Origin of the sequence: Bacillus sp. FJAT-27225 (assembly GCF_001685025.1) — a bacterium.
GTDB lineage: Bacteria > Bacillota > Bacilli > Bacillales > Cytobacillaceae > Bacillus_D.
The window spans coordinates 802,996-829,336 of the sequence record NZ_MAYU01000012.1 but is presented as its reverse complement, the minus strand read 5'-3'; the positions used below and the strand labels follow the sequence as shown (position 1 = coordinate 829,336).

The window sequence follows — 26,341 nt, the reverse complement described above, 5'->3', positions numbered from 1 at the left end:
ATGAGGAGGAATACGTATGGTAGAGAAACAAGTTGAAGTAAAATTGAAAACCGGTCTCCAGGCGCGGCCGGCAGCTCAATTCGTACAGGAGGCAAATCGTTTTTCATCAGAAATTTTTCTATTAAAAGACGGCAAAAAAGTAAACGCGAAAAGCATCATGGGCCTAATGAGCCTTGCAGTCAGCACTGGCGCTGTCATCGGCATCCAGGCAGATGGCCATGACGCGGAAGAAGCCGTCAAAGCTTTAGCAACTTTTGTAGAAAAGGACTAATTTCTTCAAAAAACTGTAAGCGGATTCGCCTGTTGGGTGAATCCGCTTTTTTTATTGGAGCTCAAAACGTGGTGCATAAGTACAGAGAGTTGGCGCATCTGGTTTTCCAGTAAATGTCTAAATGCTCATATCGGTGCGGAATCGGCTCATATGAGGCTCGTAAGTGGGGCAAAACGGCTCATAAGTATAGAGAGTTGGCGCCACTGGTTTTCCAGTAAATGTCTAAATGCTCATATCGGTGCGGAATCGGCTCATATGAGGCTCATAAATGGGGCAAAACGGCTCATATATGATGCAAATGGACTCATAACTAATTGAGAACACAAAACTCACTTTTTATTTAAAGCTAAATGTTTATGAAAAATAGTTCCTTTCTTGAGAAGGAGAAAGAGCTGGACAAAGCAAAGGACCGCTCTTTCATGGGAGCGGTCCGAAATGCGTTAACTTATTTATCGTCCTTTTTCTTTTCCTCGAGTACGTTTCTTGAAATAATATGGTCAACGAGTCCATATTCTTTCGCACGGTCGGCTGTCATGAAGTTATCACGGTCTGTGTCCCTTGCGATTACTTCAAGCGGCTGGCCGGTACGTTCAGAGAGGATATTGTTCAGCTTGTCGCGGAGGAATAGAATGCGCTTGGCAGCAATTTCGATTTCAGTTGCCTGGCCTTGTGCGCCGCCCAGTGGCTGATGGATCATGACCTCAGCGTTCGGCAGGGCGTAACGCTTACCTTTTTCACCAGCAGCAAGCAGGAATGCTCCCATCGATGCAGCCATTCCGATACATACTGTTGAAACGCTTGGACGGATGTACTGCATTGTGTCAAAAATCGCCATACCGGATGTAATGCTGCCTCCGGGGCTGTTGATGTAAACAGTGATATCCTTTTCAGGGTTTTCGGCTTCTAGAAACAAAAGCTGTGCAACAATTGAATTTGCGACGTTATCATCAATTGCGCTTCCCAGCATGATAATCCGGTCTTTTAAAAGGCGGGAATAAATATCGTATGCTCTTTCGCCACGATTCGTTTGTTCGATAACTGTAGGAATCAAATTCATTTAGAAATCCTCCCTTTTGTATACGTTATGTATGTATCATACAATAATGGTCAATTAAGGTCAAACAAACCGCTCAATGGTCAAGCTGTATTTCGTTCGACAATTTCCATGTCTTCCATCTTACCCAAACGGGACGAATTTAAACAAGAAAGGGGAACTTTTCCATTTTAAACCCAACGCTTTACGGATTAGTTCCCTGTGTCATAATATTTCTCAATATACTTCTTTTCCTCTTCGGCAGAAAGGATACCGTACGCCTTTCCAACCGTCCCGCCCAGCAAATCCCAGATGGCGTTATGGTCCTTATCAACCCTGCTAAAATCGCCTTCTTTCCATCTTGTCAGGATATCCAAATAAAGAGCCTCGTGCTTGAACTTTTTGGCCTCGAGAATAGCCAGGAGTCTGTCAACCCGCTGTTCTGTCAACGGCACCGAACCCCATTTGTCATCAGCCCTGACCTTTTGGTGGCTCATGAAATGGATATTGTTTTGCATGGTTGTTTCCCTCATCGTACTGGGCAGCTCTTTCTCCAGTTCTGCCGGAGACAGCGTATCAACAATCAAATAGGCGGAAGCACCATCCGAACCAGCACCCTCTTGACCAAGTGTGCTAATAGACTCATCTGTTTTAACTTTGACTTTCGATTTAGGGGTTAGGAAATCAGAAACGAGCAGGCCGGCGCCGAAAAGGACAAGTAATGTAGCGAACACAGCCAGCAGGATTTTTTTCTTGTTTCGGGATTTCCGTTTCGGCCTCTCCATTTCACTTCCCACTTTCTCAACAATCATATTTCTTTAATAATGACCGCAATTAGCCGAGTCTACAAGTTTTTTGCATTCAAACTTGGGAGGAAAGATGAAATTGGCAACTCCCTTTTGGTGTTTTACCATTGACAATGACAATTGATTTCGTTATTATTAGATAGGTCTTCACCAAATACATGCCCTCGTGGTGCAACGGATAGCACGCAAGATTCCGGTTCTTGAAATTCGGGTTCGAGTCCTGACGAGGGCGTACCAAAGTCCCAATGTTTGTTGTAAACAACAGACACTGGGGCTTTTTATTTTTCCGGAAGGATTTGATTTTTCAAAAAAGAAGCAGGGAACCATCCCCTGCTTCCTTATTCCTTCACATTCGTCACATCCACACTACCTAATTTCCTTTTAACATTCCTATATTGGTCCGCAACTCGATGAATGGCCGAGGCACATTGTTCGCTGCCGATTCCTTCAAATTCATGGCCAATCTCGCCGGCAATCTGCTCCAGCTCGTTGATGATGGTTTGCAGCTCTCGTTTAATCAGATACAGTTCCTGTTGAGCACTTGAACTCATACTGTGTCCTCCAATTTATAGACTGGTCAGGATATTCCGCTCGGCCCGTTCGAAGGAGTCGGCCGTGTCCTCCAGGTAATCAATGCATCTCGCAAGCCTCCTGTTTTCGCTCGTTAGGAGATCAGCCTGCATAAGGCTTAGTATATCAAGAAGCCCAACTTTGAAATAAAGCGAATCCATCCGCCGGTCCAGGCTGCTGATCCGGTTGTTAATGCTTTTCAATCGCTGCGAGTAGGAGCGGAGTTTAGCGGTGTTAACCCGAATCATTGGACTGGCTGCATCGGCTCTAAGTCCCGGATTCAAAAAGCTGTTAATCCAGGATTGCAGGTGGCCGACAGCGGTTTCAAGAAAAGCGGTTACTGAAAGAACAACAACGTTTCTCGCGACTTTATGAAGTACTTTAAGATCATCAATTGTTCTCAGGATAAAGTCTATGGCAGCACCTGCACCAAATGCCCAAAATGTGGATGGGGCATAGGCCAGCATGACAACGGCTGTCACAATCGAGGAAACCACTTCAAGATCCATTCCGAATTTAGCACCAATAAATTGAATCGTTGATCCTGGTATTAACTGCAAGGCTAATGGGATAGTGCCCAGCATCTCTGCCCACGATATACTCCCGCCATTCACCAATGCCGTACCTTTGCTCATAGCGATATGGGCAAATCCCATTCCGCCTTCGGTAATAACATTTCGGATAGGCGAAGGCAGTTTCATAATAAGAGTGGAAAGGCCCTCGAGGTAGGTGGAGTAATTCCCTTGAGAAGCAAAGTCAGTAAAGCGGCCATCCATCGTCAAGTAACTATCAGGAAAATGCCACGCCTTTTTCGTTAATAAGGATTCCATATAAATAATATGGTCTTCTGGAACGATGCGGGTGCCCAAAATATTTACATAGTCATTATCAGCAGCAATCGAGTACAGTTTATTCCGGCGATCATTAAATTCTTCCTCACCCAGCGCCGACCTCAACCAGGCGATCGCTTCAGGGGACATACCTTGCCCATCAAAAGAAAAACCGTGCCGTATCAAATGCGAGTATTCCGAAGTCATCGTAACAAATTGAATTTTGTTTCCGCCCTTTGAATGGCCGGTTATGTCGATGATTGGGGTGCTCTTATCCCAGCCGTTTGCTTCAATGACTCTGTCAAAATACTCCTGTGCTTCTTTTTGCTGCTCGGTCGCCACAACTGAACCGCCAAGCCCCGTCCCATTGTCAAGCCATTCGCCGCCGCCAGTTCCTCTGTAAACGAACGTTACGTTGCCATCCTGGTCAATAAAAGTCGTTGCATTTAACCCCCCGTTTTCATAGGGCGGGTTATCCATTAAAAGGCTCTGATTATCAATCATTAAATTACTGAAGTGCTCGTTTTGGCTGCTGGCATTGGCCAGCAGCTGATACTGACGTTGCCGTTCCTGATATTCAGCCTCGCTTCCAGAAGGGTGGTTGGCCATATAGGCATCGAATCCACCGGGAGCATCGTAAATGTCGCCTAATTTTACAATGATATCAGACATATACTCGCCGTCTTTAACGCCAACATCCTCAATATTCAAATACATGATAACATTCAATAGCGCGGCTTCATTGGCATGCTCCTGTAGATTGGGGTCGAGAGTATTCACTGCAATTCCCTCCACCTGGCCGTCCGGAATTGATAGTTCCGATCCATGGAAAAGTCGCCTCTAAGACTCGCCCAATTCTTGCCGGTTGCACCGTTGAATAGTTCATTGGCAGTCGAATCATCCAATTCCGCCAGTTTTCCATCCAGCATATAAAAAATATACAATTCGCTTCTATATTGTTTCTCTTCCAGCAGGGCGCGCAGTTTCTCCACTAGTTCATCTTTATTTGCCGGATCTTGTTCAACAGCGATTTGAACGGTCATTGGTAAATTTTTTACCTCTGAGTACTCGGAAACAGTCATACCTGGCTTTGCTTTTTCCGGCAAAGTCGTTCCACCGGATAGGTAGATGACCTTAAAGTTGTCATAAACTTGCGAAAGAATCGCCTGGAACTCTTCTTCAATCGGTTTTTTCATTAAATAATCAACATAGTTATCGGAAATCGTCCCGGTTTCTTTTGTCTTGCGGACGATAATCGATGCGTCAGGAAATTTACTAGACCTCACCCTCATTTCCGCATAGCCCGCAGACCAGGCCTGGGTATCCTTGCTAATGATTTCAAACTCTTCGTTGTATTTTTCCTCCATATGTTGAAGCATTTCTTCTTCGGCAGACACTTTCATGCAGCCACTCACCCCTACTGATAAAAAAATACATATCACAAGCGCAATCATTTTATTCAATACAGTCGACTCCCTAGTGCATAGATTCAAACCCAGGAATTAAAATTATGGAAAAATTATCAATTATTTTCAATTTTACAAGAACCGTATTCGATAGCCAATTGATATCATGACGTTTCCAAAAAGACAGGTCCTTAGTCCTGTATACCGAACGCGGATATCGTTCTTTAGGACGGCATTTCTGCATTTTTGAAAAATGCCGACAAATTTCCGCCATATTCTTGCAGCCTTTTTCACTTCAGTGACGCAAGTGCTTTAATTTCATGTAAAATAGGAGTGTGAGGTGGAGACATATATGGAAATGCATACCGGCTTATGGCAGCATCAAGAAATAAAATTGTCCCTGACCCAGGAATTGGCCCAAGCGATTGCTCTGTTACAATATAACACCCAGGAACTGTCAAGCTTCCTTGAAGCGAAGGCTCTGGAAAACCCTCTTATGGAAGTAGATACTACTGCCCGTTACAGAGGAAAGAAACGAGTAAGCACGAGCGAGCGGAAGGAAAACGATATTAATGGACTTCCGATGGAGGCGCATCCTACTTTAGAGGAACATTTATTTTCCCAAGTACCGCCCGGCGAGCTAAATAAATTTACAAGATTAGTATTCAAGCTTTTGATATTAAATATGGATGAAAACGGATATTTTCGCGGAGATATAGACCAAATTGCAACCAGCGCCAAGACAACAACGGACATGGTTGAGGGGTGTCTTGATGAAATACAAAAGCTGGAACCAGCAGGGATTGGTGCACGATCCCTTCAGGAATGCCTGCTTTTACAGCTTAATAGGCTGGGGGACGATGCGGAAAATGCAAAAACAATTGTAACCGATTACTTTACAGAATTTGCCGATAAAAAATGGAAGCAAATCTCGAAGGAATTAAAGCTTCCCCTGCATGATATCCAGCAGGTCCAAGACTTGCTTCAAACGCTTAATCCGAGGCCAGGCGCTCCATTTTTCACAGAGAAAGCGTCTTACATTGTGCCGGATGTTGTTGTTGAGTATTCAGATGGCAAATGGGCGGTCAAACTAGTAGAAGGGACCGTGCCCAGTATTGGTTTCAATGACAGCCTATACCAAAGTTTGAGTGCAGTTGGTGACAGGCAGGCTATCAAGTTCCTAAATGAAAAGTTCAATGATTATCAATGGCTTGCAAGAAGCATCAGGCAGCGCAACGAAACATTATTAAAGGTCACTGCCAAAATTGTTGAAAAGCAAACAGTCTTTTTTGAAAAAGGAAAAGGACAGCTTCGCCCGTTAACCATGAAAGAAGTTGCTGATGAAATTGGTGTTCATGAATCTACGGTCAGCCGGACTGTCCGTGAAAAATATATCGGCACCCCATTTGGGACCTTCGAATTGAAACTATTCTTCCTGTCGGGGATCCAAACTGTTGCAGACAGCAACGCTTCTTCGTCTCAAGTAAAAGCACTTATAAAGGAATATATAAATAACGAAGATAAACGGCGTCCCATTTCCGACCAGGATATTGCCGACAGGCTAATGGATTCTGAAGGCCTCGTCATTTCAAGGCGAACCGTCGCAAAATACCGTGAGCAACTTGGCATCCCGTCCTCGTCTAAGCGGAAACGGTTTTAAATAAGTGGTTAAAATGGCCGATGCCAACAGGGTCGGCCATTTTTATTTGAGCAGACGGGAAGTACAAGATAAAGAACTCTCCGCTTGAACCACTAAACTCTCACTGGGCAACAACCCGCTAGTTTCGGAGTGTACAGAAGCGCTTTAAAAAAATGCCGAACGGAACTACTAGTAGAAGTTTTTTGCAAAAAGCACTTCAGCACGATTACTATGGACAATAAGGAGGGATTCATTTGACAAAACTAACCTTATATACGCGCGCAAACTGCCCGCTTTGTGACAAGGCGAAGGCAGATATCCTCGATATCAAAAACGATATTGAATTTGAGCTTGAGGAAATTGATATCAATTCAAGCGATGAGCTGACAGAAGAGTTCGGCCTGATGATTCCTGTCATTTATATAGATGGCGAAGAAATTGGTTACGGCATTGTGAACGAAACGTATTTGCGTAACCGTTTACAAGAAAAACAACGCAATCATATTAGTTGAAAGTGACATTCACTCTTGCTACAATGGCTAGGTACAGGGGTGATTTTTTTTCGAGTAAGTGGGACAGAATATGTCTAGCTGGGACAAAAAAAGTCCATCATTACTTTTTCGGTATAACATAAACCGAAAGGCGGGACAATGTCCACTTTTTTAAAAAAGGAGCTACTGACATGCAATCGTTCCTCGATATTCAAAAAAGATTATTACCCGATCTCCTCGAGGTCATGCAAAAGCGGTACGCCATCCTGAGATACATAGGAATTATGCAGCCAGTCGGGAGGCGGAGCCTTGCAGCAAGCCTTGGTTATACAGAACGGATCCTCCGCGCTGAGGTTGAATTCCTTAAGGATCAAAACCTGATTGCGGCGGGTGTTGCCGGTATGTCCTTGACCCACGAGGGCAGGAATTTGCTGGAAGATCTCGAAGGCTTAATGCGAGAGCTGAAGGGTATAGATGTAATGGAAATGGAGCTGAAGCATCGGCTTGGCATCCGAAACGCCATTATCGTACCCGGTGATAGCGATCAGTCACCAATGGTGAAAGCCGAAATCGGACGGGCAACAGCCATTTGCATGAAAAAACTGCTGAATGGAAAAAATATCATCGCTGTAACAGGCGGTTCAACCATGGCTGCGGTGGCAGAAGAGCTTGGCCCCGACCTCTCCAATGAGGAAATCATGTTTGTCCCGGCCAGGGGCGGCATTGGTGAGGATGTCCAGAATCAGGCCAATACCATTTGTGCGATAATGGCTGCTAAAACTCATGGGAGGCACAGAGTCTTCTATGTTCCCGACCAGGTCAGTATGGAGATTTATGAGTCATTCATTAAAGAACCGATAGTCCATGAGGTACTTGGCTTAATCAAGTCCGCGTGCATGGTTTTACATGGGATTGGGGACGCTAAGACAATGGCTGAGCGCAGGAAAACAGCTGCTGCCGATATGGAGAAAATCCTCTCCCACAAGGCTGTGGCCGAGGCATTTGGCTATTATTTTAACAGCCATGGCGAAATCGTCCACAAGGTTCTTACCATCGGGCTTCAGCTTAATGATCTGATTCATGTCCCGGATGTTCTGGCCGTTGCGGGCGGAAGCTCGAAAGCAAAGGCGATCCGAGCATACATGAAACAAGCACCGCCCCAAACCATCCTTGTTACGGATGAAGGAGCAGCAAAGCTGATTTTAAAGAATTAACGTGTTATTTGTTAGTTAAAGGGTAAATACCCTTTGATATAAAAAATAAAAGTTTTACCGAATCAAAGGAGGAAATAAACATGGCATTAAAAGTTGGTATTAATGGATTTGGACGTATCGGACGTAACGTATTCCGCGCTGCCCTAGATAACCCAAACATCGAAATCGTTGCAGTTAACGACCTTACAGATGCAAACATGCTTGCACACCTTTTGAAATATGACACTGTTCACGGCACGCTTTCTGAAGATGTGACTGTTGACGGCTCAAACCTAGTAGTTGGCGGTAAAACTGTAAAGGTTCTTGCTGAGCGCGATCCTGCTCAACTTCCATGGGGAGACCTTGGTGTTGAAGTTGTTGTAGAATCAACTGGCCGTTTCACAAAGCGCGATGACGCTGCGAAACACCTTGAAGGCGGCGCTAAGAAAGTAATCATTTCTGCACCAGCTTCCAACGAAGATATCACAATCGTTATGGGTGTAAACGAAGATAAATATGATGCTGCAAACCATCATGTACTCTCAAACGCATCTTGTACCACAAACTGCCTAGCACCATTTGCAAAAGTACTGAACGACAAGTTCGGTCTTAAGCGCGGTATGATGACAACTATTCACTCATACACAAACGACCAGCAAATCCTTGACTTGCCACACAAGGACTACCGTCGTGCTCGTGCAGCTGCAGAAAACATGATACCAACAACAACTGGTGCTGCAAAAGCTGTTGCCCTTGTTCTTCCTGAACTGAAAGGCAAACTGAACGGTATGGCTATGCGTGTGCCAACTCCAAACGTTTCTGTTGTTGACCTTGTAGCTGAGTTTGAAAAAGATGTAACAGCTGAAGAAGTGAACCAAGCGCTTAAAGAAGCTGCAGAAGGCCCACTGAAAGGCATCATGGCATACACTGATCTTCCGCTTGTATCTTCTGACTACAACGGCAGCACAGTTTCTTCTACAATCGATGGCTTGTCCACAATGGTTCTAGAAGGCAACATGGTAAAGGTCCTTTCTTGGTATGACAACGAATACGGCTACTCCAACCGTGTAGTTGACCTTTGCGAATACATTGCAGAAAAAGGCCTATAATACAAGGTTAATTGATTTGGGTATCATTGGATATCCAGTCTCTAAACTTATATAATAAAAATAGCTTTTAAAGGGGAGCGGGGAAGAATCCCCCTCCCTATATTTATGGAGAAGGGGCGGAGCGGCGCAAGTGGATTGAATTCTGTGATAAGGGTTCAGAGGTCCAGTTATCTTTCTATTGACAAGGATAGATTGGCTTAGCTCCACCGCCTTTTTTTTGCTAAGGGTACTGTTCTCCTTTGCCGAAAGAAGAGAGACTCTACTCTGATTTAAATTTGATGTCCAGGAGGGTATCCATGAACAAGAAGACGCTTAAAGATGTCGATGTTAAAGGGAAACGCGTATTCTGCCGTGTCGACTTCAACGTCCCGATGCAAGATGGCAAAATTACCGATGAAACAAGGATCCGCGCCGCGCTTCCAACCATCCAATACCTGGTTGAACAGGGTGCAAAGGTAATCCTTGCAAGCCACTTCGGCCGTCCGAAAGGCAAGGTCGTAGAAGAAATGCGCCTTGCGCCGGTTGGTGCTAGACTCGGCGAGCTCTTGGGCAAAAATGTCCAATCCGCTACTGAAGCGTATGGCGACGCTGTAAAATCGCAAATTGACAGTATGAACGAAGGCGACGTCATCCTTTTAGAAAACGTTCGTTTCTATCCTGGTGAAGAAAAGAACGATCCGGAATTAGCGAAAGAATTTGCTGCACTTGCAGACATTTATGTAAATGATGCATTTGGCGCCGCTCACAGGGCCCATGCTTCCACAGAAGGCATTGCACACCATCTTCCAGCTGTTGCGGGATTCCTGATGGAAAAAGAAATTGAAGTGCTCGGCAAAGCATTCTCCAATCCTGAGCGCCCGTTCACAGCCATCATCGGCGGCGCTAAGGTAAAAGACAAAATCGGCGTTATCGAAAACCTGCTTGAACAAGTTGACCATTTGATCATCGGCGGCGGGCTTGCTTACACATTCGTAAAAGCACAGGGCCACGAAGTCGGAAAATCACTTCTTGAAGAGGATAAAATCGACCTGGCCAATTCCTTCATTCAAAAAGCGAAGGAAAAGGGTGTTTCCTTCCATATGCCAGTAGATGTTGTTGTTGCCGATGATTTCTCGCCTGATGCCAATACAAAAGTAGTCGACATCGACAAAATCCCATCCGACTGGGAAGCACTTGATATCGGGCCGAAGACAGCGGCAGCATACCGTGACGTCATCCAAAGCTCGAAACTCGTTATCTGGAACGGCCCAATGGGCGTGTTCGAATTTGATAAATTCGCAGGCGGAACAAAGGCAGTTGCCGAAGCCCTTGCAGAAGCCGAAGGTACATATTCGGTCATCGGCGGCGGGGACTCTGCGGCAGCAGTCGAAAAGTTCAACCTTGCCGATAAAATGAGCCACATCTCCACAGGCGGCGGTGCCTCGCTAGAATTCATGGAAGGCAAGCAGCTTCCAGGCGTCGTAGCATTGAATGATAAGTAATTGTTCATGTTGAATTGAACGGCGGGTCTTAAGCTAATAGAAGGAGAATTTCCCTTTAATTAAATTAGAGAAGCTTAAGAAGCAGAGATATAGGGAAATTTTCCCTTTAACTTGATTTTATCAAGCAAAAAACAAGTGTTTTAATCAAATAGAGGGAAAAACGCCCCTTATTTTTCTGGAAATATTGGTATTTCCCAGCTTAAAGGGAATTTATCCTCTAATTTTTCAAATTGCCTTAACTGCGCCTTTTGAAAAATGGGTCATGTCTACACGAACTATTTGGGGAACGAATGGCAGGCGGACAAGCCTCCGGCAAGCAGCAGCATCTGCTCGCCCGAAAGCAGAACCGCCCATATAGACAGAAAGGAAGTGCCAGTATGCGAAAACCAATCATTGCAGGCAACTGGAAAATGCACAAAACCCTCTCTGAGGCTAAAGCTTTTGTAGAAGAAGTAAACGGTCTTGTACCTGACAGTTCAAAAATTGATTCCGTCATTTGTGCACCGGCGCTGTTTTTATCCTCGCTTGTAACAGAAACGGAAAACTATCCGGTTGATGTCGGTGCCCAAAACATGCACTTTGAAGACAAAGGAGCATTCACAGGTGAAATCAGCGCGGCTGCACTGGCAGACCTTGGCGTTAAATATGTGATTCTAGGCCACTCTGAGCGCCGTGAAATGTTCAACGAAACAGATGAAGCGGTAAACAAGAAAACTCTCACTGCATTCAAACATGGTTTGACGCCGATTGTATGCTGCGGCGAGACTCTTGAGCAGCGTGAACGCGGCGAAACAAATGAGTTCGTTGCTGGACAAATCAAGAAGGCTTTGAACGGCCTGACTGAGGACCAGGTAAAACAAACAGTTATCGCGTATGAACCGATCTGGGCAATCGGCACAGGAAAATCATCTACAGCTGAAGACGCAAACGAAGTATGTGCCCATATTCGCAGGACCGTTGCAGAGCAATTTTCACAGGAAGCAGCGGACAGCATCCGCATCCAGTATGGCGGCAGTGTAAAGCCTGAAAATATCCGTGAATATATGGACCAGCCGGATATCGATGGCGCGCTTGTCGGCGGTGCAAGCCTTGAGGCGAACTCGTTCCTTCAGCTTTTGGAGGCAGGCAAGAATGAGTAAATCCCCTGTAGCACTGATCATTCTCGACGGCTTCGGTTTCCGGGGCGAGCGTTTCGGGAATGCAGTTGCACAAGCAAAAAAACCAAATTTTGAACGATACTGGAATCAGTATCCTCATAACACCCTGACGGCTAGCGGTGAAGCAGTCGGCCTACCTGAAGGGCAGATGGGCAATTCCGAAGTTGGCCACTTGAACATTGGAGCCGGCCGGATTGTTTATCAAAGCTTGACCCGCGTGAATATCGCAATTCGCGAGGGTGAATTCCAGAAAAATGAAACATTGGTTGGCGCAGTCCGCCACGCCAAAGAGAATGGGACCGCCTTGCATTTGTTCGGCCTCTTATCCAATGGCGGTGTACACAGCCACATCCAGCATATGTATGCACTGCTGAAGCTGGCTGCTGATGAAGGCCTCGATAAGGTATACATCCATGCCTTCCTTGACGGCCGCGATGTCGGACCGCAGACAGCAGGCACATTTATTGAAGAAACACTGGAGAAAATTAAAGAGTACGGCGTCGGCCAGTTTGCAACCATTTCGGGACGCTATTATTCGATGGACCGCGACAAGCGCTGGGAGCGTGTTGAGAAGGCATATCGGGCAATGGTTTATGGAGACGGACCTTCCTACTCCGAACCGATGGAAGTTGTTGAAGACTCCTACCAACACGGTATCTTTGACGAATTCGTCCTTCCTTCTGTTTTGACAGATCCAGAAGGTGAGCCTGTCGGGAGGATACAAGACAATGACGCTGTTATTTTCTATAACTTCCGTCCTGACCGTGCCATCCAGATTTCAAATACTTTTACGAACGAAGACTTCCGTGCGTTTGACCGCGGACCAGAACATCCGAAAAACCTGCACTTTGTTTGTATGACTCACTTCAGCGAAACGGTTGACGGTTATGTGGCCTTCAAGCCATCCAATCTCGACAACACGCTCGGCGAAGTGCTTTCCCACAACGGTTTAAAGCAGCTTCGGATTGCTGAAACCGAGAAATATCCTCATGTCACGTTCTTCATGAGCGGCGGACGCGAGGATAAATTCCCTGGCGAAGAGCGGATCCTCATTAACTCGCCGAAGGTTGCAACCTATGACCTGAAGCCTGAAATGAGTGCCTACGAAGTAACCGATGCACTTTTAAACGAAATTGAAGCTAACAAGTTCGATTGCATCATCCTAAACTTTGCCAACCCGGACATGGTCGGCCATTCAGGTATGCTCGAGCCAACTATCAAAGCCGTTGAAACAGTCGATGAATGCCTTGGCAAAATTGTCGACCTCCTTTTGGAAAAAGGCGGCACGGCAATCATCACTGCGGACCACGGTAACGCAGATGAAGTTGTAACAATCGAAGGCAATCCAATGACTGCCCATACAACAAACCCTGTCCCTGTCATCGTGACAAAGGAAGGCGTCGAAGTAAGAGATGGCGGCATCCTCGGCGATCTTGCACCAACTGTCCTTGATTTGCTTGGTGTTAAGCAGCCTGATGAAATGACTGGAAAAACATTAATCAAACAATAAATTATCTTTTAAGGAGAGATTTCCATGCCAATTATTTCTGATGTTTACGCACGCGAAGTTATTGACTCCCGCGGAAACCCAACAGTCGAAGTAGAAGTACTAACAGAATCCGGCGCATTCGGCCGTGCCCTTGTACCAAGCGGTGCATCCACTGGTGAATACGAAGCAGTCGAGCTGCGCGATGGCGACAAAGGCCGCTACCTAGGAAAAGGAGTTCAAAAGGCAGTTGACAACGTTAATGACCTGATCGCTCCTGAACTGATCGGCGAATACAGCGTCCTTGACCAAGTAAGCATTGACCAGGCTTTGATTGCCCTTGACGGCACTGAAAACAAAGGCAAGCTTGGTGCGAACGCAATCCTTGGCGTTTCCCTGGCAGTTGCTCATGCTGCAGCTGATTACCTTGGCATGCCATTGTACCAATACCTTGGCGGTGTAAACTCCAAGCAGCTTCCAGTTCCAATGATGAACATCGTCAACGGCGGCGAGCATGCTGACAACAACGTTGATATCCAGGAATTCATGGTTATGCCTGTCGGCGCGCCAAACTTCAAGGAAGCACTTCGCATGGGAGCTGAAATTTTCCACAGCCTGAAGTCTGTTTTGAAAGAAAGAGGCTTGAACACAGCTGTTGGTGATGAAGGCGGATTTGCTCCAAACCTTGGCTCAAACGAAGAAGCACTTCAAACAATCGTTGAAGCAATTGAAAAAGCTGGCTACAAGCCAGGTGAAGAAGTTATGCTCGCAATGGATGCTGCATCTTCCGAGTTTTACAACAAAGAAGACGGCAAATACCATCTTGCAGGCGAAGGTGTTGTAAAAACATCTGCTGAAATGGTTGACTGGTATGAAGAAATGTCTTCTAAATACCCAATCATCTCAATCGAAGATGGCCTTGATGAAAACGACTGGGAAGGCCACAAGCTTCTAACTGAGCGCCTTGGCGGCAAAGTACAGCTAGTTGGTGACGACCTGTTCGTTACAAACACCAAAAAGCTTGCTGAAGGAATTGAAAAGGGTATCGCAAACTCAATCCTGATTAAAGTTAACCAAATCGGTACATTGACCGAAACACTAGACGCAATCGAAATGGCGAAACGCGCTGGCTACACAGCAGTCATCTCCCACCGTTCCGGTGAAACAGAAGACGCAACAATCGCTGACATCGCTGTTGCAACCAACGCTGGCCAAATCAAAACAGGTGCTCCGTCCCGTACGGACCGCGTGGCAAAATACAACCAGCTTCTTCGCATCGAAGATCAGCTTGGTGAAACTGCCCAGTACCACGGCCTAAAGAGCTTCTACAACTTGAAAAAATAATAGCTAGCAGAGAAGGGTACGCATTGACCAATGCGTACCCTTTATTTTGGGTTTAAAAACTGCGACGGACTGGTTTGTCCTGGAAAATTGAAAAACTGTGCTGTAAAGTTTGGGAAATGTCCTGTATTTTTCGGGAAATGTCATGAATATCGAAAAAACTGTCTCGTATCTATAAAAAGTTGTCCTGATAGAATAAGCGGCAACTAATCTTTGGTGATCCAAGATTTAGTTGCAGCCATTCAATTCAGTGAGAATAGGTATTAGGATTAGCTCATATAGTTGTAGTGCAACACCTTTATGTACTTATTTATATAAAAAATAATATGAAAGAGGTGGGTTCTATGTTGGGCTATTTGCAACGGATCGGACGGGCGTTAATGCTGCCGATAGCTGTTATGCCTGTTGCCGCATTGCTCTTGCGTTTAGGGCAGGAGGATTTGTTGAACATTAAGTTCATGGCCGCATCAGGGGAAGCTGTATTCGCAAACCTTGCACTGTTGTTTGCAATTGGCATTGCGATCGGGATTAGCAAGGATGGTAACGGGGCTGCTGCACTTGCCGGTGCGATTGGTTATTTTGTTTTAACAAAAGGAAGCGCTACGATTAATGAAGACATCAATATGGGTGTGCTTGGAGGTATCTTGTCAGGTATTATAGCCGGCCACTTGTATAATCGCTATCATGCAATCAAACTTCCTGATTGGCTCGGCTTCTTTGGCGGGAGACGGTTTGTTCCAATTATTACCGGCCTGGTTATGCTGATCCTTGCCGGAGTATTCGGGTATGTTTGGCCTCCAATTCAAAATGTCCTCAATAATTTTGGCCAAGGGATTGTTGACGCAGGTGCAGTTGGAGTTGGTATTTTTGGCTTCCTGAATCGTCTGCTCATTCCTTTGGGGCTTCATCATGTTCTCAACTCGCTCGCATGGTTTGAATTTGGTTCTTTCACAAATGCGGCAGGAGAGGTAGTCAAAGGGGATTTGACCCGCTTCTTTGCAAAAGATCCTTCTGCTGGCAGCTTTATGACTGGTTTCTTCCCCATTATGATGTTCGGGCTTCCCGCAGCAGCCGCTGCAATGGTTGCGACTGCCAAGAAGGAACGGCGCAAAGCAACTGCCGGCGTAATGTTCGGCCTTGCGCTCACTTCATTCCTGACTGGTATCACAGAACCTATTGAGTTCTTATTCATGTTTCTATCTCCACTCCTCTATTTTACTCACGCCATCTTGACTGGTATTGCGATGTCAGTAACCTACCTGCTCGATATTAAGCATGGCTTTGGCTTTTCGGCTGGGGCATTCGATTATTTCCTTAACTATGGTATCGCCACAAAACCGCTGCTCCTAGCAGTAGTCGGCCTCAGCTATGCAGTTATCTACTTCTTTGTATTTTCTTACCTGATTAAAAAGCTCGATTTAAAAACACCTGGCCGCGAAGATGAAGTTGACGGCGAGTTTGAAGGCAGCACCAATACTGGAGGTGACTACAGCGCTGCAGCCGTTCAATATGCCAATGCGCTTGGTGGCAAGAATAACCTGCTCAATATTGACAACTGCGTAACCAGACTGCGCCTGACGGTCAAGGATATGGAATTAATCGACGAGAAACGGTTGAAACTGCTCGGTGCAAAAGGGATAATCAAAGTCAGCTCAAAAGATGTACAGGTCGTCGTAGGAACGGATGTTGAGTTCCTCGCTGATGAAATTAAAAAACTTTAAGAAATGCAGTGTGCCCGACGGAAGTTTGTCGGGCATTTTTGGTTTCGATACGAGGAACCTAAAAGTGAAGAGTCTGCATAAATCTCTGAAACCACGCGTAAATTCGAGAAAAGTGCTCATAAATTTTAAAAAGTGCTAACAAATCATCAAAAAGTGCTCATAAAAACTTAGAAAGTGCTCATAGGGATCCTCCGAAAGTACTAAGGAATCCTTGAAAAGCTCTCATACCTTCTCAAGACAAACACAAAAGTAAAAATTACCGGAGAACGTAGATAAGCTTGGAAACAGCCTGTCCCGAAACCTCCACAAATCCCGCTATTGTCGAAACAGGATTTTTATGTTAAATTAAGAATACTGTGAATGAACGTCTAACAGGAGGTGGCCTTCATGCATGCAATACTCGTAACGCTTTTAGTTATTGTCTCTATCGCACTTATTGTCGTTGTATTACTACAATCAGGCCGTAGCGCAGGTCTTTCCGGCGCAATTTCTGGCGGAGCGGAGCAGCTGTTTGGCAAGCAAAAAGCCCGTGGCATCGACTTGATCCTGCACAGGATTACGGTTGTATTGTCCGTGCTGTTCTTCGTCCTTACGATTGCCGTAACATACGCAAAGCTTTAATACCGTAAATTGAGCCCGGCCTTTGTGCCGGGCTTTATTTTTTCTGAAAAACAGTCCCCACAAAAGCACCAGTCCGAGCCGTATTTCTGGAATGTCGGGGCTTGCTTTGCTTAAACTAAAGGAAACCACAAGAGTAAGGAGAACTATAGTAATGAGAATTCAACCGCCTAAACCATTTATGTTCGAAGGAGGTCCGCGTGCGGTACTGCTTCTGCACGGGTTCACCGGGAATTCGGCCGATGTCCGGATGCTTGGACGCTACTTGAACGATAAAGGCTATACATGCCATGCGCCGATTTACAGAGGGCATGGAACTGCTGCTGAGGAGCTGGTCAAGTATACTCCAGAAGACTGGTGGCAGGACGTAATGGATGCCTATCAGTTTTTGAAAAATAAGGGCTATGAGGAGATTGCAGTTGCCGGGCTGTCGCTTGGTGGGGTATTTTCTCTAAAGCTTGGTTACACTGTTCCTGTAAAGGGTATTGTTCCGATGTGTGCCCCGATGGACTTCAGGAGTGATGAGACTGTCCATAATGGGGTCCTTTATTATGCGCGCGAGTACAAACAGTTCGAGAAGAAGACGCAGGCTGAAATCGAGGCGGAAATGGCTGCGTTCGATCCAAAACCGCTGCTAAAACAGCTGAACGGGCTGATCCAAGACGTCCGTGACCATGTGGACCTGATTTATGCACCGCTGTTTGTTGTCCAGGCACGCCATGATGGGATGATTAACACGAACAGCGCCAATATAATCTACAATGAGGCGGAGTCGGTGGACAAGAAACTGAAGTGGTACGAAGAGTCCGGGCATACGATTACGTTCGATGTGGAAAAAGACCAGCTTCATGAGGACGTTTATGCGTTTTTAGAAAGCCTGGATTGGAAAGAATAATAAGAAACACCCTGTAAGGGAGGGATAAGCTTGGAAGAAAACATTCAAGCGCATATAGACAAGCTTTTGCAATATATGAGGGATGAAGCGTATAAGCCGCTGACTGTCCAGGAACTAGAGGAAGCTTTCGGGATTGAGGATTCGGCTGATTTCAAGGAGTTTGTAAAGGCGCTAGTCCAGATGGAGGAAAAAGGGCTCGTCGTCCGGACCCGCTCAAACCGCTACGGCCTTCCGCAAAAAATGAATTTGATCCGCGGAAAGGTTGCCGGCCATGCTAAGGGCTTTGCGTTCGTTATGCCGGAAGAGCCTGGCATGGACGACATTTTTATTCCGCCAAATGAGACGAACAACGCGATGCACGGGGATACCGTTTTGGTCCGCGTTTCATCCGAATCTTCCGGTGAACGTCGGGAGGGTACAATTGTCCGGATTCTCGAACGGGGCATCACCCAAATGGTCGGGACCTATGTGGAAAGCAAGAATTTTGGTTTTGTGATTCCGGATGAAAAGAAGTTCGCTGGAGACATTTTCATTCCGAAGGCCGCTAATGGCGGTGCTGTCGAGGGCCATAAGGTAGTTGTTAAAATTACAAACTACCCGGAAGGGCGCACAAGTGCAGAAGGAGAAGTCATCCAAATTCTTGGCCACAAGAATGACCCGGGCGTCGACATTTTGTCCGTCATCCATAAGCACGGGCTGCCGCTTGCGTTTCCGCAGGAGGTGCTTGACCAGGCAAATGCGGTTCCGGGAGAAATTGATGAGCGGGACATCGGCAAGCGCCGTGACTTGCGCGACCAAGTAATTGTCACAATCGATGGAGCCGATGCAAAGGATCTTGATGACGCTGTTACTGTTACCCGGCTTGAAAACGGAAATTACAAGCTCGGCGTCCATATTGCCGACGTCAGCCACTATGTTACCGAGGGATCCCCGATTGACCGCGAGGCCGAGGAACGCGGGACAAGTGTGTATCTTGTAGACCGGGTGATTCCGATGATTCCGCACCGGCTGTCAAACGGGATTTGTTCATTGAATCCAAAGGTCAACCGGTTCACGCTATCGTGTGAGATGGAGATTGATTCTGAAGGTAAAGTCGTAGCTAATGAAATTTTTGAAAGTGTGATTAAAACAACCGAGCGGATGACCTATTCGGATGTGAATAAGATTCTCGTTGATAAAGACGAGGAAACGCGCAGCCGATATGAGTCGCTGGTGCCAATGTTCGAGCAGATGGAAGAGCTTGCTGCGATTCTTCGTAAAAAAAGAATGGACCGCGGCGCGATTGATTTTGACTTCAAAGAATCGAAGGTACTGGTGGAGGAAGATGGCAAACCGGTCGATGTAGTACTGCGCGAGCGCTCTGTTGGCGAGAAGCTGATCGAAGAGTTCATGCTTGCAGCCAACGAAACGGTTGCCGAGCATTTCCACTGGATGGAAGTGCCGTTCATCTACCGAATCCATGAAGACCCGAAAGAAGACAAACTGCGCAGGTTCTTCGAGTTCATTACGAACTTCGGCTACATCGTAAAAGGAACAGCCAATTCCATCCATCCTCGCGCGCTTCAGGAAATCATCGAAGCGGTTCAGGGCAAGCCGGAGGAGATGGTCATTTCCACGGTGATGCTGCGCTCAATGCAGCAAGCGAAATACTCGCCTGACAGTCTTGGACACTTTGGTTTGTCCGCTGAATTTTATACGCATTTTACTTCCCCGATCAGGCGTTACCCGGACTTGATTGTCCACCGCTTAATCCGGACGTATTTAATCCAGGGCAAGCTCGATCAGTCGACCCGTGAGAAATGGGATGCAAGGCTGCAAGAGATTGCCGACCATACGTCGAAAATGGAGCGCCGTGCAGTGGATGCCGAGCGTGAAACCGATGAGCTAAAGAAAGCCGAGTATATGATGGACAAAATTGGCGAGGAGTACGATGGAATTATCTCTTCCGTCACGAATTTCGGGATGTTCGTCGAGCTGCCGAATACGATTGAGGGGCTTGTCCATGTCAGCTATATGACCGATGACTATTATCGCTTTGATGATCGCCATTTCGCGATGATTGGCGAGCGAACCGGCAATGTGTTCCGGATCGGCGATGAAATCACTGTTCGCGTCATCAATGTCAATAAAGATGAGCGCTCGATTGATTTTGAAATCGTCGGCATGAAAGGCACAAGGCGTGAGCGCCCAAGCGAAAAGCGTGTCTTCAATACGGGCAGCACCGAAAAGAAACCTCGGCGCGGCAAGGAAGGCAGCGGAGCAGGTGGCGGACGTGGCAGCGGTGGCAGTGGCGTCGCGAAAAGCATCGGCCGCGAAGACAGTAATGGCGATAAGCCTAAGTATAAAAAGAAACGAAAATTCTACGAAAACGTGCCGGTAAATAAAAGCACAAAGCGTAAGAAAAAGAGACGTTAAGACTGGCTGCCTGGCGACCAGTTCGGAGGAGGGCCTCGCCGGGCGGGGCTCTCTTTTAGTACTGATAATTTAATCGGGTCAGAATATTCCAGACAAACTCGGTTGCCAATCAAGACAACTTTTTCACGATACAGAACACAATTTTAAAAATGCAAGACAGATTTTTGGAAAAACAGGACACATTTTTAAAAAATACAGTACACATTTTTGCAGATTCAGGACAAATAGAAACCCGGCTCCAACAATATCAAGCCGTACAAAACTCAACTAAGTGCCCACTCGTTGTAGGACGGCCAATATTTTGATAAAATAAAGAAAACCTTCCAGTAGAGAAGGTTTTTTTCACCAATGAACTTTACGGCAGCTGCCCTTAAAGTTCAGATATACCGCTAATGCGGCGGAAAAGAGAAACGTTAGGGGGGAGCCAGTATGCCTAAAGGTGCGGGTAAAACGGTTGCGCAAAATAAAAAAGCCTATCATGATTATTCAATAGAAGAAACGTATGAAGCAGGAATCGTCTTGCAGGGTACGGAAATCAAATCAATTCGTGCAGGCAAGGTCCAGCTAAAGGATTCCTATGCACGGATTCATAACGGTGAAATGTACTTATACAGTGTGCATATTTCACCATACGAACAGGGCAATATCCATAACCACGATCCGCTTAGGACCAGGAAGCTTCTTTTACACAGAAGGGAAATCAACAAGCTGATTGGTGAATCAAAGGAAGCCGGATATGCGATTGTTCCATTGAAGATGTACCTGAAAAATGGTTTTGCCAAGGTACTGATTGGTCTGGCAAAAGGTAAGAAGAAATATGATAAGCGTGAAGACTTGAAACAGAAGGACGCTAATCGCGACATCCAGCGCGCATTGAGGGAAAAGCAGAAGTACTAAGTACTGCGACTCAAAACAAGTCTTACCAATTGAAAATACCGCTGTTTATGGTATAATAAATAGTGTCACAGGGACTCTGTGGCAGACCATCAAGCTCACTGCTTGAGTTTTCCGACGTCTGGTGATTAACCAATCACCGCACATTTTATAATGGGGACGCTACGGATTCGACAGGGGTAGTTCGAGCTTGGGTGGCGAGTCGAGGGGATCGGCCTCGTAAAAACGTCAACGCCAATAACTGGCAACTCTAAACAAAACCTAGCTTTCGCAGCTTAATAACTGCATAGCTGTTCGCCCCTCCATCGCCCATGTGGTAGGGTAGCGGACTCACTCTTAGTGGGCTACGCCGGATTCCACCTCCTGAGGAAGAAGGAAGAGAACAACCAGGATAGCTGACCGGACGCCTGTCGACAGGCAGATGGATCAGCGAAACGCGAATATGTCGACTACACTCGTAGAAGCCTAAGTGCCGATATTCTTGGACGTGGGTTCGATTAGTAATTAGTCGCCTTGCATAGCAATATGCAAGTGAAAATCTGGCTTTATCGGTGAAACCTAAGTCGCAAAAACGATAAGGCAATACCGAGCAGTATGTGGAGCAATCCAACAGCTGTGTATCGACTTATAGGCTGCCCACGCGGCAGTACTAGGATGCGGGATCTGCCCGGGAGTCCGGGTAAAACTACATTCCGCATAATACGCCAGACGGCCTTCCCGTGAAGGTCGAAGATATAGTCAGTGCCATGTCGAAAGCATGGAAGGGCACGTCCCACCGTCTCCACCAATACATATATTGGTGGTTTTTCTTTTTTATTTTATAATGAAAGTTTTGTAAAGCAGAGCTTTTTTTTGAAAGGCAAGGCTTTATGGAGTTAATGCACTGTCTTAAGACAGTGTTTTTTTATTTAACAAAGCTTTCTAAATTCTCTGTCGGTTTTTGTATTATAATGAATTTATAGATAAAATTTTGGGGGGATACCAGTGAAGAAGTACGCCGAATTTTACAAGTGCGCTTTGCAAGTAAATCCTTATAGTTATATAGCATATCGGGGAGAAGACCATACTCTCGATGAAGAGGGTTATAATCAATTGATATTAGAAAATTGCATATCAGAAAATATAAAAGTTGTTGGGCTTGCTGATCATGGAAATATTGAAACTTCTGAAAAACTGAGGAAGTTGCTTAGTGATAACAATATTGTTGTTTTCCCAGGATTTGAAATAGCAACAGCTGAAAAGATTCATGTAGTATGCCTTTTTGAAGAAAATACAACTCCAGAGCAATTGAATCGTTACCTAGGAAGATTAGGTTTAACAAATGTAGAAAATGGTGTAATGCCAAGTAACTTATCCTGTTTAGACATTGCTAAAATTGTAGAGGATGACTTAGGTGGATTCTGGTATGCTGCGCATATTACAAGTGATAATGGCATTTTAAAAATGGGTCAAATGAATCATATCTGGCGGGATGCAAGGCTAAAAGCAGCTCAAATTCCCCGTAGCATTGATGAAGTTGATCCACGATATTTAACTATTATAAAAAATAAGGAACCGATGTACAAAAAGGAAACACCCTTTGCTTTTATAAATGCAAAGGATGTTTGTAGACCAAATGATATTAAAGAGAAAAATGCTTATTGTTTGGTTAAAATGTCAGAAGTAAAGTTTACTTGTTTCAAAGAGGCGTTTCAAGATCCTACAGCAAGAGTTAAGCTTTCTTATGACCAAAATGAACTTTTTCATAGTAGTATAGATAAAATTGAAGTTTACGGTGGTTACCTTGATGGTTTGTCAGTTGAGTTATCAAAGAATTTAAACACAACTATAGGTGGACGTGGTACAGGTAAATCAACTTTAATTGAGTTAATTAGGTATGCTTTAGATTTGGAACCAAAAAGTACAGAATCAAAAAGATACACTAAAGAATTAATAAGATCTAATTTAGGAGCGGAAAATGGTAGGGTTGAGCTATACGTTACTTCAAACCAACGCTATGGTAAAAAATATAAAATAATTAAGAGGTTTGAGGACCCTGTAGTCATTAAAAACATTGATGGCACCGTATCTAACCTTACTGTAAAAGATATATTGCCTAATATAGAAATTTACGGACAAAATGAAATAATGGAATTAGTATCAAATGAAGAGGCTAAATTAAATATATTAAATAGATTCCTTCCAAACCAAGAAGAAAATCTATTGGAGAGGGAACAGATAATAAAAGATTTAAAACAAAATGCTACAGCACTGTTGGATAACTTCCAACAGTTAGATGATTTAGAAAGCAAAATATCTAGTTTACCTAAATTAGAGGAAAAGGTTAGATTTTTTAAGGAAAATGGAATAGCTGAGAAACTTAGTACAATAGAACATTTATCAACCGAGGAAGAATACATAAAAAGTTCTATCGATGTTCTAACACAACATGAAGTAAACTTTTACGAGTTAAATAGTCCTTTTCCTGATGAATTTCTAGAAAAGACTCCTAACTCAAAAGAATTTTATGATATTAAAAATGTAATAACATCCTTTAATTTAGGTCTTTTAAAATTAAAGGATGAGTATGAGAGACTTGTTAAGGAGTCTGCCCAAAAAGTACAGCAAATAAAGTTGCAATGGGAAGAAAATAAAAGGGAAGCAGATGGTGAAATAAAACAATCAATCAGTTCATTGGAAGGGCTTAATGGTAAAACAGGACCTGAAATTGCTTTAGAATATAAAGAAACAGTTGCTGAGATTGCAAGGATTAATCCTAATAAAAATGAGGTAAAACGCTTGCAAGAAGAGAAAAGTAAACTTGAGACTGGAAGACAAGTTCTTATAGAAAAATTAAAAAAGAACCGTGATGAGTCCAATGATATTTTGAGAAAGGCAGTTAAGAAGATAAATAAAGGGAAATTAAAGGGGAAAGTTAATGTAGAAGTTCATTCTGGGAAAAATAGAGACCAACTAATAAAAGTATTATCAGAAGTAGATGGTCTTGGACCTAAAAGTTTAAACTGGATAAGAGAAAAAGATGAATTTTCATTATTTGCATTTATAGAGCATTTATTACAAGGCAGCAGCAAACTTATTGAAGAGTATAATATGACCCAAGCTAAGGCAGATTTAATAGCAGGGCTACCGTTAGAGAAAATATACGAACTCGAGACGGTGCAACTACTAGATATTATAGATGTAAAATTAAATACTGGTAGTGAGCAAGAAGAGAATTTTAAATCGCTTAATAAGCTTTCTAAAGGTCAGCAATGTACCGCCATTTTAAACATATTAATGTTAGATAATAACGATCCGTTAATTATAGATCAGCCAGAAGATAATTTAGACAATGCATATATAGCAAACAACTTTGTAGATGGTTTAAGAAACTATAAGCTAAATAGACAATTTATTTTTGCCACCCATAATGCAAATATTCCAGTATTTGGTGATGCCGAATTAATCATGGTTATGCAAGAAATTGAAGGACAAGGACATATTGATCAAACTTCGTTAGGGTCAGTGGATAATCAAAATGTTAAATCGGCTGTTGTTAATACCCTTGAAGGGGGAGATATTGCATTTAAAATGAGAAAGGTAAAATATAATCTGTAAATAAGTTACAATAAATACGAGATATAGTATTATATAATTTTGTATACGGTAGGCTAGTTTGAGTATGGGATTCTAGGTTTTCTTTGCTTATTGATTGAAGAGGTAGGTGCTATTGCGCTGTTCCTTGGTGTGGGAACAGGGATTGCTTCAGCACTTTTGGGTCTTATTATGATTGGTGCAATCTTTACAGTGAAATTTCCAGATGGTTTCCTAAATGGCTATGCGTACGATCTTGTATTATTAGCACTTGCAGTATACTTTGTCTTGAATGGCAGCAAGTTATTTTCTCTTGGCCAACTGATGGTTAAGGGAAAAGAAGCATAAACCCTTAGCCCAATAACAACATTTAAAATTACTAAAAGAGCTAATCAAGTAAAGTTGATTAGCTCTTAGTTTTTCGCCTAAGTTTAAGAGTGGACAAATTTTCATGAACTCTACACCATTACCCCGGTAACATATCAAAAAGTGCCAGGCACCACCATTTTTTTGAGTCGTTTCTGACACTTCTCTTCAATTTTAATATAGTAAAGAAACAAGGGTAACAAAGAGACGGTTCTCATGTATCATTTGAAAATGCAAATAATGCACGAGATCCGTCTCCCTAAATCAAGAAAATAATTCTGGGTTTTCTTTTAGTAAGTGATATAGCAAGTCTGTCATTTTTGCTGTGTCACATACTCTTACTGTTGCATCGCCGAATTTCCCTTTGTACATAACTTGATTATTTAGAAAAATATCTTCAACCCGATCGTATTTTTCAGAGACATGACCAATATGTCTTCTTTGCGGCACGGAAATTTCCGTTTTATCCGGTAATATTGTGTAAAGCATTTCGTGAGCATCGGTCAATCGACCTGGTATATCAAGCCATTCCTCGACTCCATGAATATATGTACATCTTCGTAAATCGACTCCGATTAACAAGATGGTTGCCTTCTGATCGAGTAATTTCCCCCAACTCGATTCTCGTGCACAAGGTGTGTCAAATTGTTCATTACCCGAAACAAATTCATGTGCCCCTTTTCCCAGGGCAGCTACTGAATGCGTTGGATGCCATGAGCGAACAACTCCCGGACGTTTTCGAAACCGTTCCGTTAATAACCCAACACAAGATGGTGAGTCATTGACATAAAACCGAGGATTTTCCGCATTAATATACGACCATGTATGGGTAGGAAAAACCAAAAGTCCATTTTTCATATATTCTGAAAGTGCATCAAGAACAGTATCCGGCCCACCCTCTACTTGCCCGATACTTTTCATTGATGAATGAACAAGTAATGTTCCATTTTCGTCGATTCCCAATTCTTTAAGATGATTTAATAAATCTTGTTTCTTGTACATCATATTCAGCCCTTCAATCCTTAAATATATTTAAAAGATTACCA

At 44.2% G+C, this 26,341-nt stretch carries 22 protein-coding genes, 1 tRNA gene and 1 other RNA gene; 18 read left to right on the top strand and 6 right to left on the bottom strand.

The annotated features are described in order from the left end of the window. Positions 1-16 precede the first annotated feature (16 nt). On the top strand, positions 17-271 hold the full coding sequence (locus A8F94_RS11375) for an HPr family phosphocarrier protein (protein ID WP_066199900.1): 255 nt from the start codon (positions 17-19) through the stop codon (positions 269-271). 445 nt (positions 272-716) lie between these two features. Here A8F94_RS11375 and clpP read toward each other — a convergent pair whose 3' ends face one another. Then, on the bottom strand, positions 717-1,328 hold the full coding sequence (gene clpP, locus A8F94_RS11370; RefSeq protein WP_066199897.1) for an ATP-dependent Clp endopeptidase proteolytic subunit ClpP: 612 nt from the start codon (positions 1,326-1,328) through the stop codon (positions 717-719). Positions 1,329-1,516: 188 nt separating this feature from the next. Beyond that, positions 1,517-2,089 carry a DUF6241 domain-containing protein gene (locus A8F94_RS11365; protein ID WP_066199894.1) on the bottom strand — a complete coding sequence of 191 codons (573 nt, stop codon included), beginning with the start codon at positions 2,087-2,089 and terminating at the stop codon, positions 1,517-1,519. A 181-nt stretch (positions 2,090-2,270) separates the two neighbouring features. On the opposite strand from A8F94_RS11365, the gene A8F94_RS11360 reads away from it, so the two are divergent. Next, a tRNA-Arg gene (locus A8F94_RS11360) sits at positions 2,271-2,342 on the top strand. A 106-nt stretch (positions 2,343-2,448) separates the two neighbouring features. Here A8F94_RS11360 and A8F94_RS11355 read toward each other — a convergent pair. Genes A8F94_RS11355 through A8F94_RS11345 form a run of 3 tightly spaced genes read right to left on the bottom strand, consistent with a single transcriptional unit; the run spans position 2,449 to position 4,973 of the window. After that, positions 2,449-2,661, bottom strand: a complete 213-nt coding sequence (locus A8F94_RS11355; protein WP_066199891.1) for a hypothetical protein — start codon at positions 2,659-2,661, stop codon at positions 2,449-2,451. A gap of 15 nt (positions 2,662-2,676) precedes the next feature. Continuing rightward, on the bottom strand, positions 2,677-4,290 hold the full coding sequence (locus A8F94_RS11350) for an Mbeg1-like protein (RefSeq protein WP_066199889.1): 1,614 nt from the start codon (positions 4,288-4,290) through the stop codon (positions 2,677-2,679). Beyond that, a complete protein-coding gene (locus A8F94_RS11345) occupies positions 4,287-4,973 on the bottom strand; it encodes a hypothetical protein (RefSeq protein WP_139070074.1) in 687 nt (228 codons plus the stop codon). The genes A8F94_RS11350 and A8F94_RS11345 overlap by 4 nt, the downstream gene beginning before the upstream one ends. Positions 4,974-5,268: 295 nt before the next feature. Here A8F94_RS11345 and rpoN point away from each other — a divergent pair, with 295 nt between their 5' ends. From rpoN to A8F94_RS11265, 16 genes are all read left to right on the top strand, one after another. Continuing rightward, positions 5,269-6,576, top strand: coding sequence for an RNA polymerase factor sigma-54 (gene rpoN, locus A8F94_RS11340; protein ID WP_066199882.1), 1,308 nt, complete (start codon positions 5,269-5,271; stop codon positions 6,574-6,576). A gap of 233 nt (positions 6,577-6,809) precedes the next feature. Next, positions 6,810-7,067 (top strand): glutaredoxin family protein, encoded by a 258-nt coding sequence (locus A8F94_RS11335; protein ID WP_066199879.1) that lies wholly within the window; start codon positions 6,810-6,812, stop codon positions 7,065-7,067. A 170-nt stretch (positions 7,068-7,237) separates the two neighbouring features. Beyond that, complete coding sequence (locus A8F94_RS11330) at positions 7,238-8,260, top strand: sugar-binding transcriptional regulator (RefSeq protein ID WP_066199876.1); 1,023 nt, start codon at positions 7,238-7,240, stop codon at positions 8,258-8,260. An 80-nt stretch (positions 8,261-8,340) separates the two neighbouring features. After that, complete coding sequence (gap, locus tag A8F94_RS11325) at positions 8,341-9,348, top strand: type I glyceraldehyde-3-phosphate dehydrogenase (RefSeq protein ID WP_066199874.1); 1,008 nt, start codon at positions 8,341-8,343, stop codon at positions 9,346-9,348. Positions 9,349-9,644: 296 nt separating this feature from the next. Continuing rightward, on the top strand, positions 9,645-10,829 hold the full coding sequence (locus A8F94_RS11320; RefSeq protein ID WP_066199871.1) for a phosphoglycerate kinase: 1,185 nt from the start codon (positions 9,645-9,647) through the stop codon (positions 10,827-10,829). Positions 10,830-11,206: 377 nt separating this feature from the next. Further along, complete coding sequence (tpiA, locus tag A8F94_RS11315) at positions 11,207-11,968, top strand: triose-phosphate isomerase (protein ID WP_066200502.1); 762 nt, start codon at positions 11,207-11,209, stop codon at positions 11,966-11,968. Then, positions 11,961-13,496 (top strand): 2,3-bisphosphoglycerate-independent phosphoglycerate mutase, encoded by a 1,536-nt coding sequence (gene gpmI, locus A8F94_RS11310; protein ID WP_066199868.1) that lies wholly within the window; start codon positions 11,961-11,963, stop codon positions 13,494-13,496. The genes tpiA and gpmI overlap by 8 nt, the downstream gene beginning before the upstream one ends. Positions 13,497-13,520: 24 nt before the next feature. After that, positions 13,521-14,816 carry a phosphopyruvate hydratase gene (gene eno / locus A8F94_RS11305; RefSeq protein WP_066199866.1) on the top strand — a complete coding sequence of 432 codons (1,296 nt, stop codon included), beginning with the start codon at positions 13,521-13,523 and terminating at the stop codon, positions 14,814-14,816. A 341-nt stretch (positions 14,817-15,157) separates the two neighbouring features. Then, complete coding sequence (gene nagE / locus A8F94_RS11300; protein ID WP_066199863.1) at positions 15,158-16,534, top strand: N-acetylglucosamine-specific PTS transporter subunit IIBC; 1,377 nt, start codon at positions 15,158-15,160, stop codon at positions 16,532-16,534. 387 nt (positions 16,535-16,921) lie between these two features. Then, the gene (secG, locus tag A8F94_RS11295) at positions 16,922-17,155 is read left to right on the top strand and encodes a preprotein translocase subunit SecG (RefSeq protein WP_066199860.1); all 234 of its coding nucleotides are present in this window, start codon (positions 16,922-16,924) and stop codon (positions 17,153-17,155) included. A gap of 151 nt (positions 17,156-17,306) precedes the next feature. Then, complete coding sequence (locus tag A8F94_RS11290) at positions 17,307-18,047, top strand: alpha/beta hydrolase (protein WP_066199857.1); 741 nt, start codon at positions 17,307-17,309, stop codon at positions 18,045-18,047. Positions 18,048-18,122: 75 nt separating this feature from the next. Then, positions 18,123-20,462: a ribonuclease R gene (gene rnr, locus A8F94_RS11285; RefSeq protein WP_441294191.1), complete on the top strand. Its 2,340-nt coding sequence runs from the start codon at positions 18,123-18,125 to the stop codon at positions 20,460-20,462. 429 nt (positions 20,463-20,891) lie between these two features. Next, positions 20,892-21,359, top strand: coding sequence for an SsrA-binding protein SmpB (smpB, locus tag A8F94_RS11280; RefSeq protein WP_066199848.1), 468 nt, complete (start codon positions 20,892-20,894; stop codon positions 21,357-21,359). A 160-nt stretch (positions 21,360-21,519) separates the two neighbouring features. After that, positions 21,520-21,856, top strand: a transfer-messenger RNA (tmRNA) gene (ssrA, locus tag A8F94_RS11275). A gap of 484 nt (positions 21,857-22,340) precedes the next feature. Beyond that, positions 22,341-24,953 carry a TrlF family AAA-like ATPase gene (locus tag A8F94_RS11270; protein WP_254660834.1) on the top strand — a complete coding sequence of 871 codons (2,613 nt, stop codon included), beginning with the start codon at positions 22,341-22,343 and terminating at the stop codon, positions 24,951-24,953. Between the two features lie 90 nt (positions 24,954-25,043). Continuing rightward, positions 25,044-25,277, top strand: coding sequence for a DoxX family protein (locus A8F94_RS11265; protein ID WP_066199843.1), 234 nt, complete (start codon positions 25,044-25,046; stop codon positions 25,275-25,277). 282 nt (positions 25,278-25,559) lie between these two features. Here the strand turns inward: A8F94_RS11265 and A8F94_RS11260 are convergent, their stop codons facing one another. Continuing rightward, positions 25,560-26,297, bottom strand: coding sequence for an AAC(3) family N-acetyltransferase (locus A8F94_RS11260; RefSeq protein ID WP_066200499.1), 738 nt, complete (start codon positions 26,295-26,297; stop codon positions 25,560-25,562). Positions 26,298-26,341: the final 44 nt, after the last annotated feature.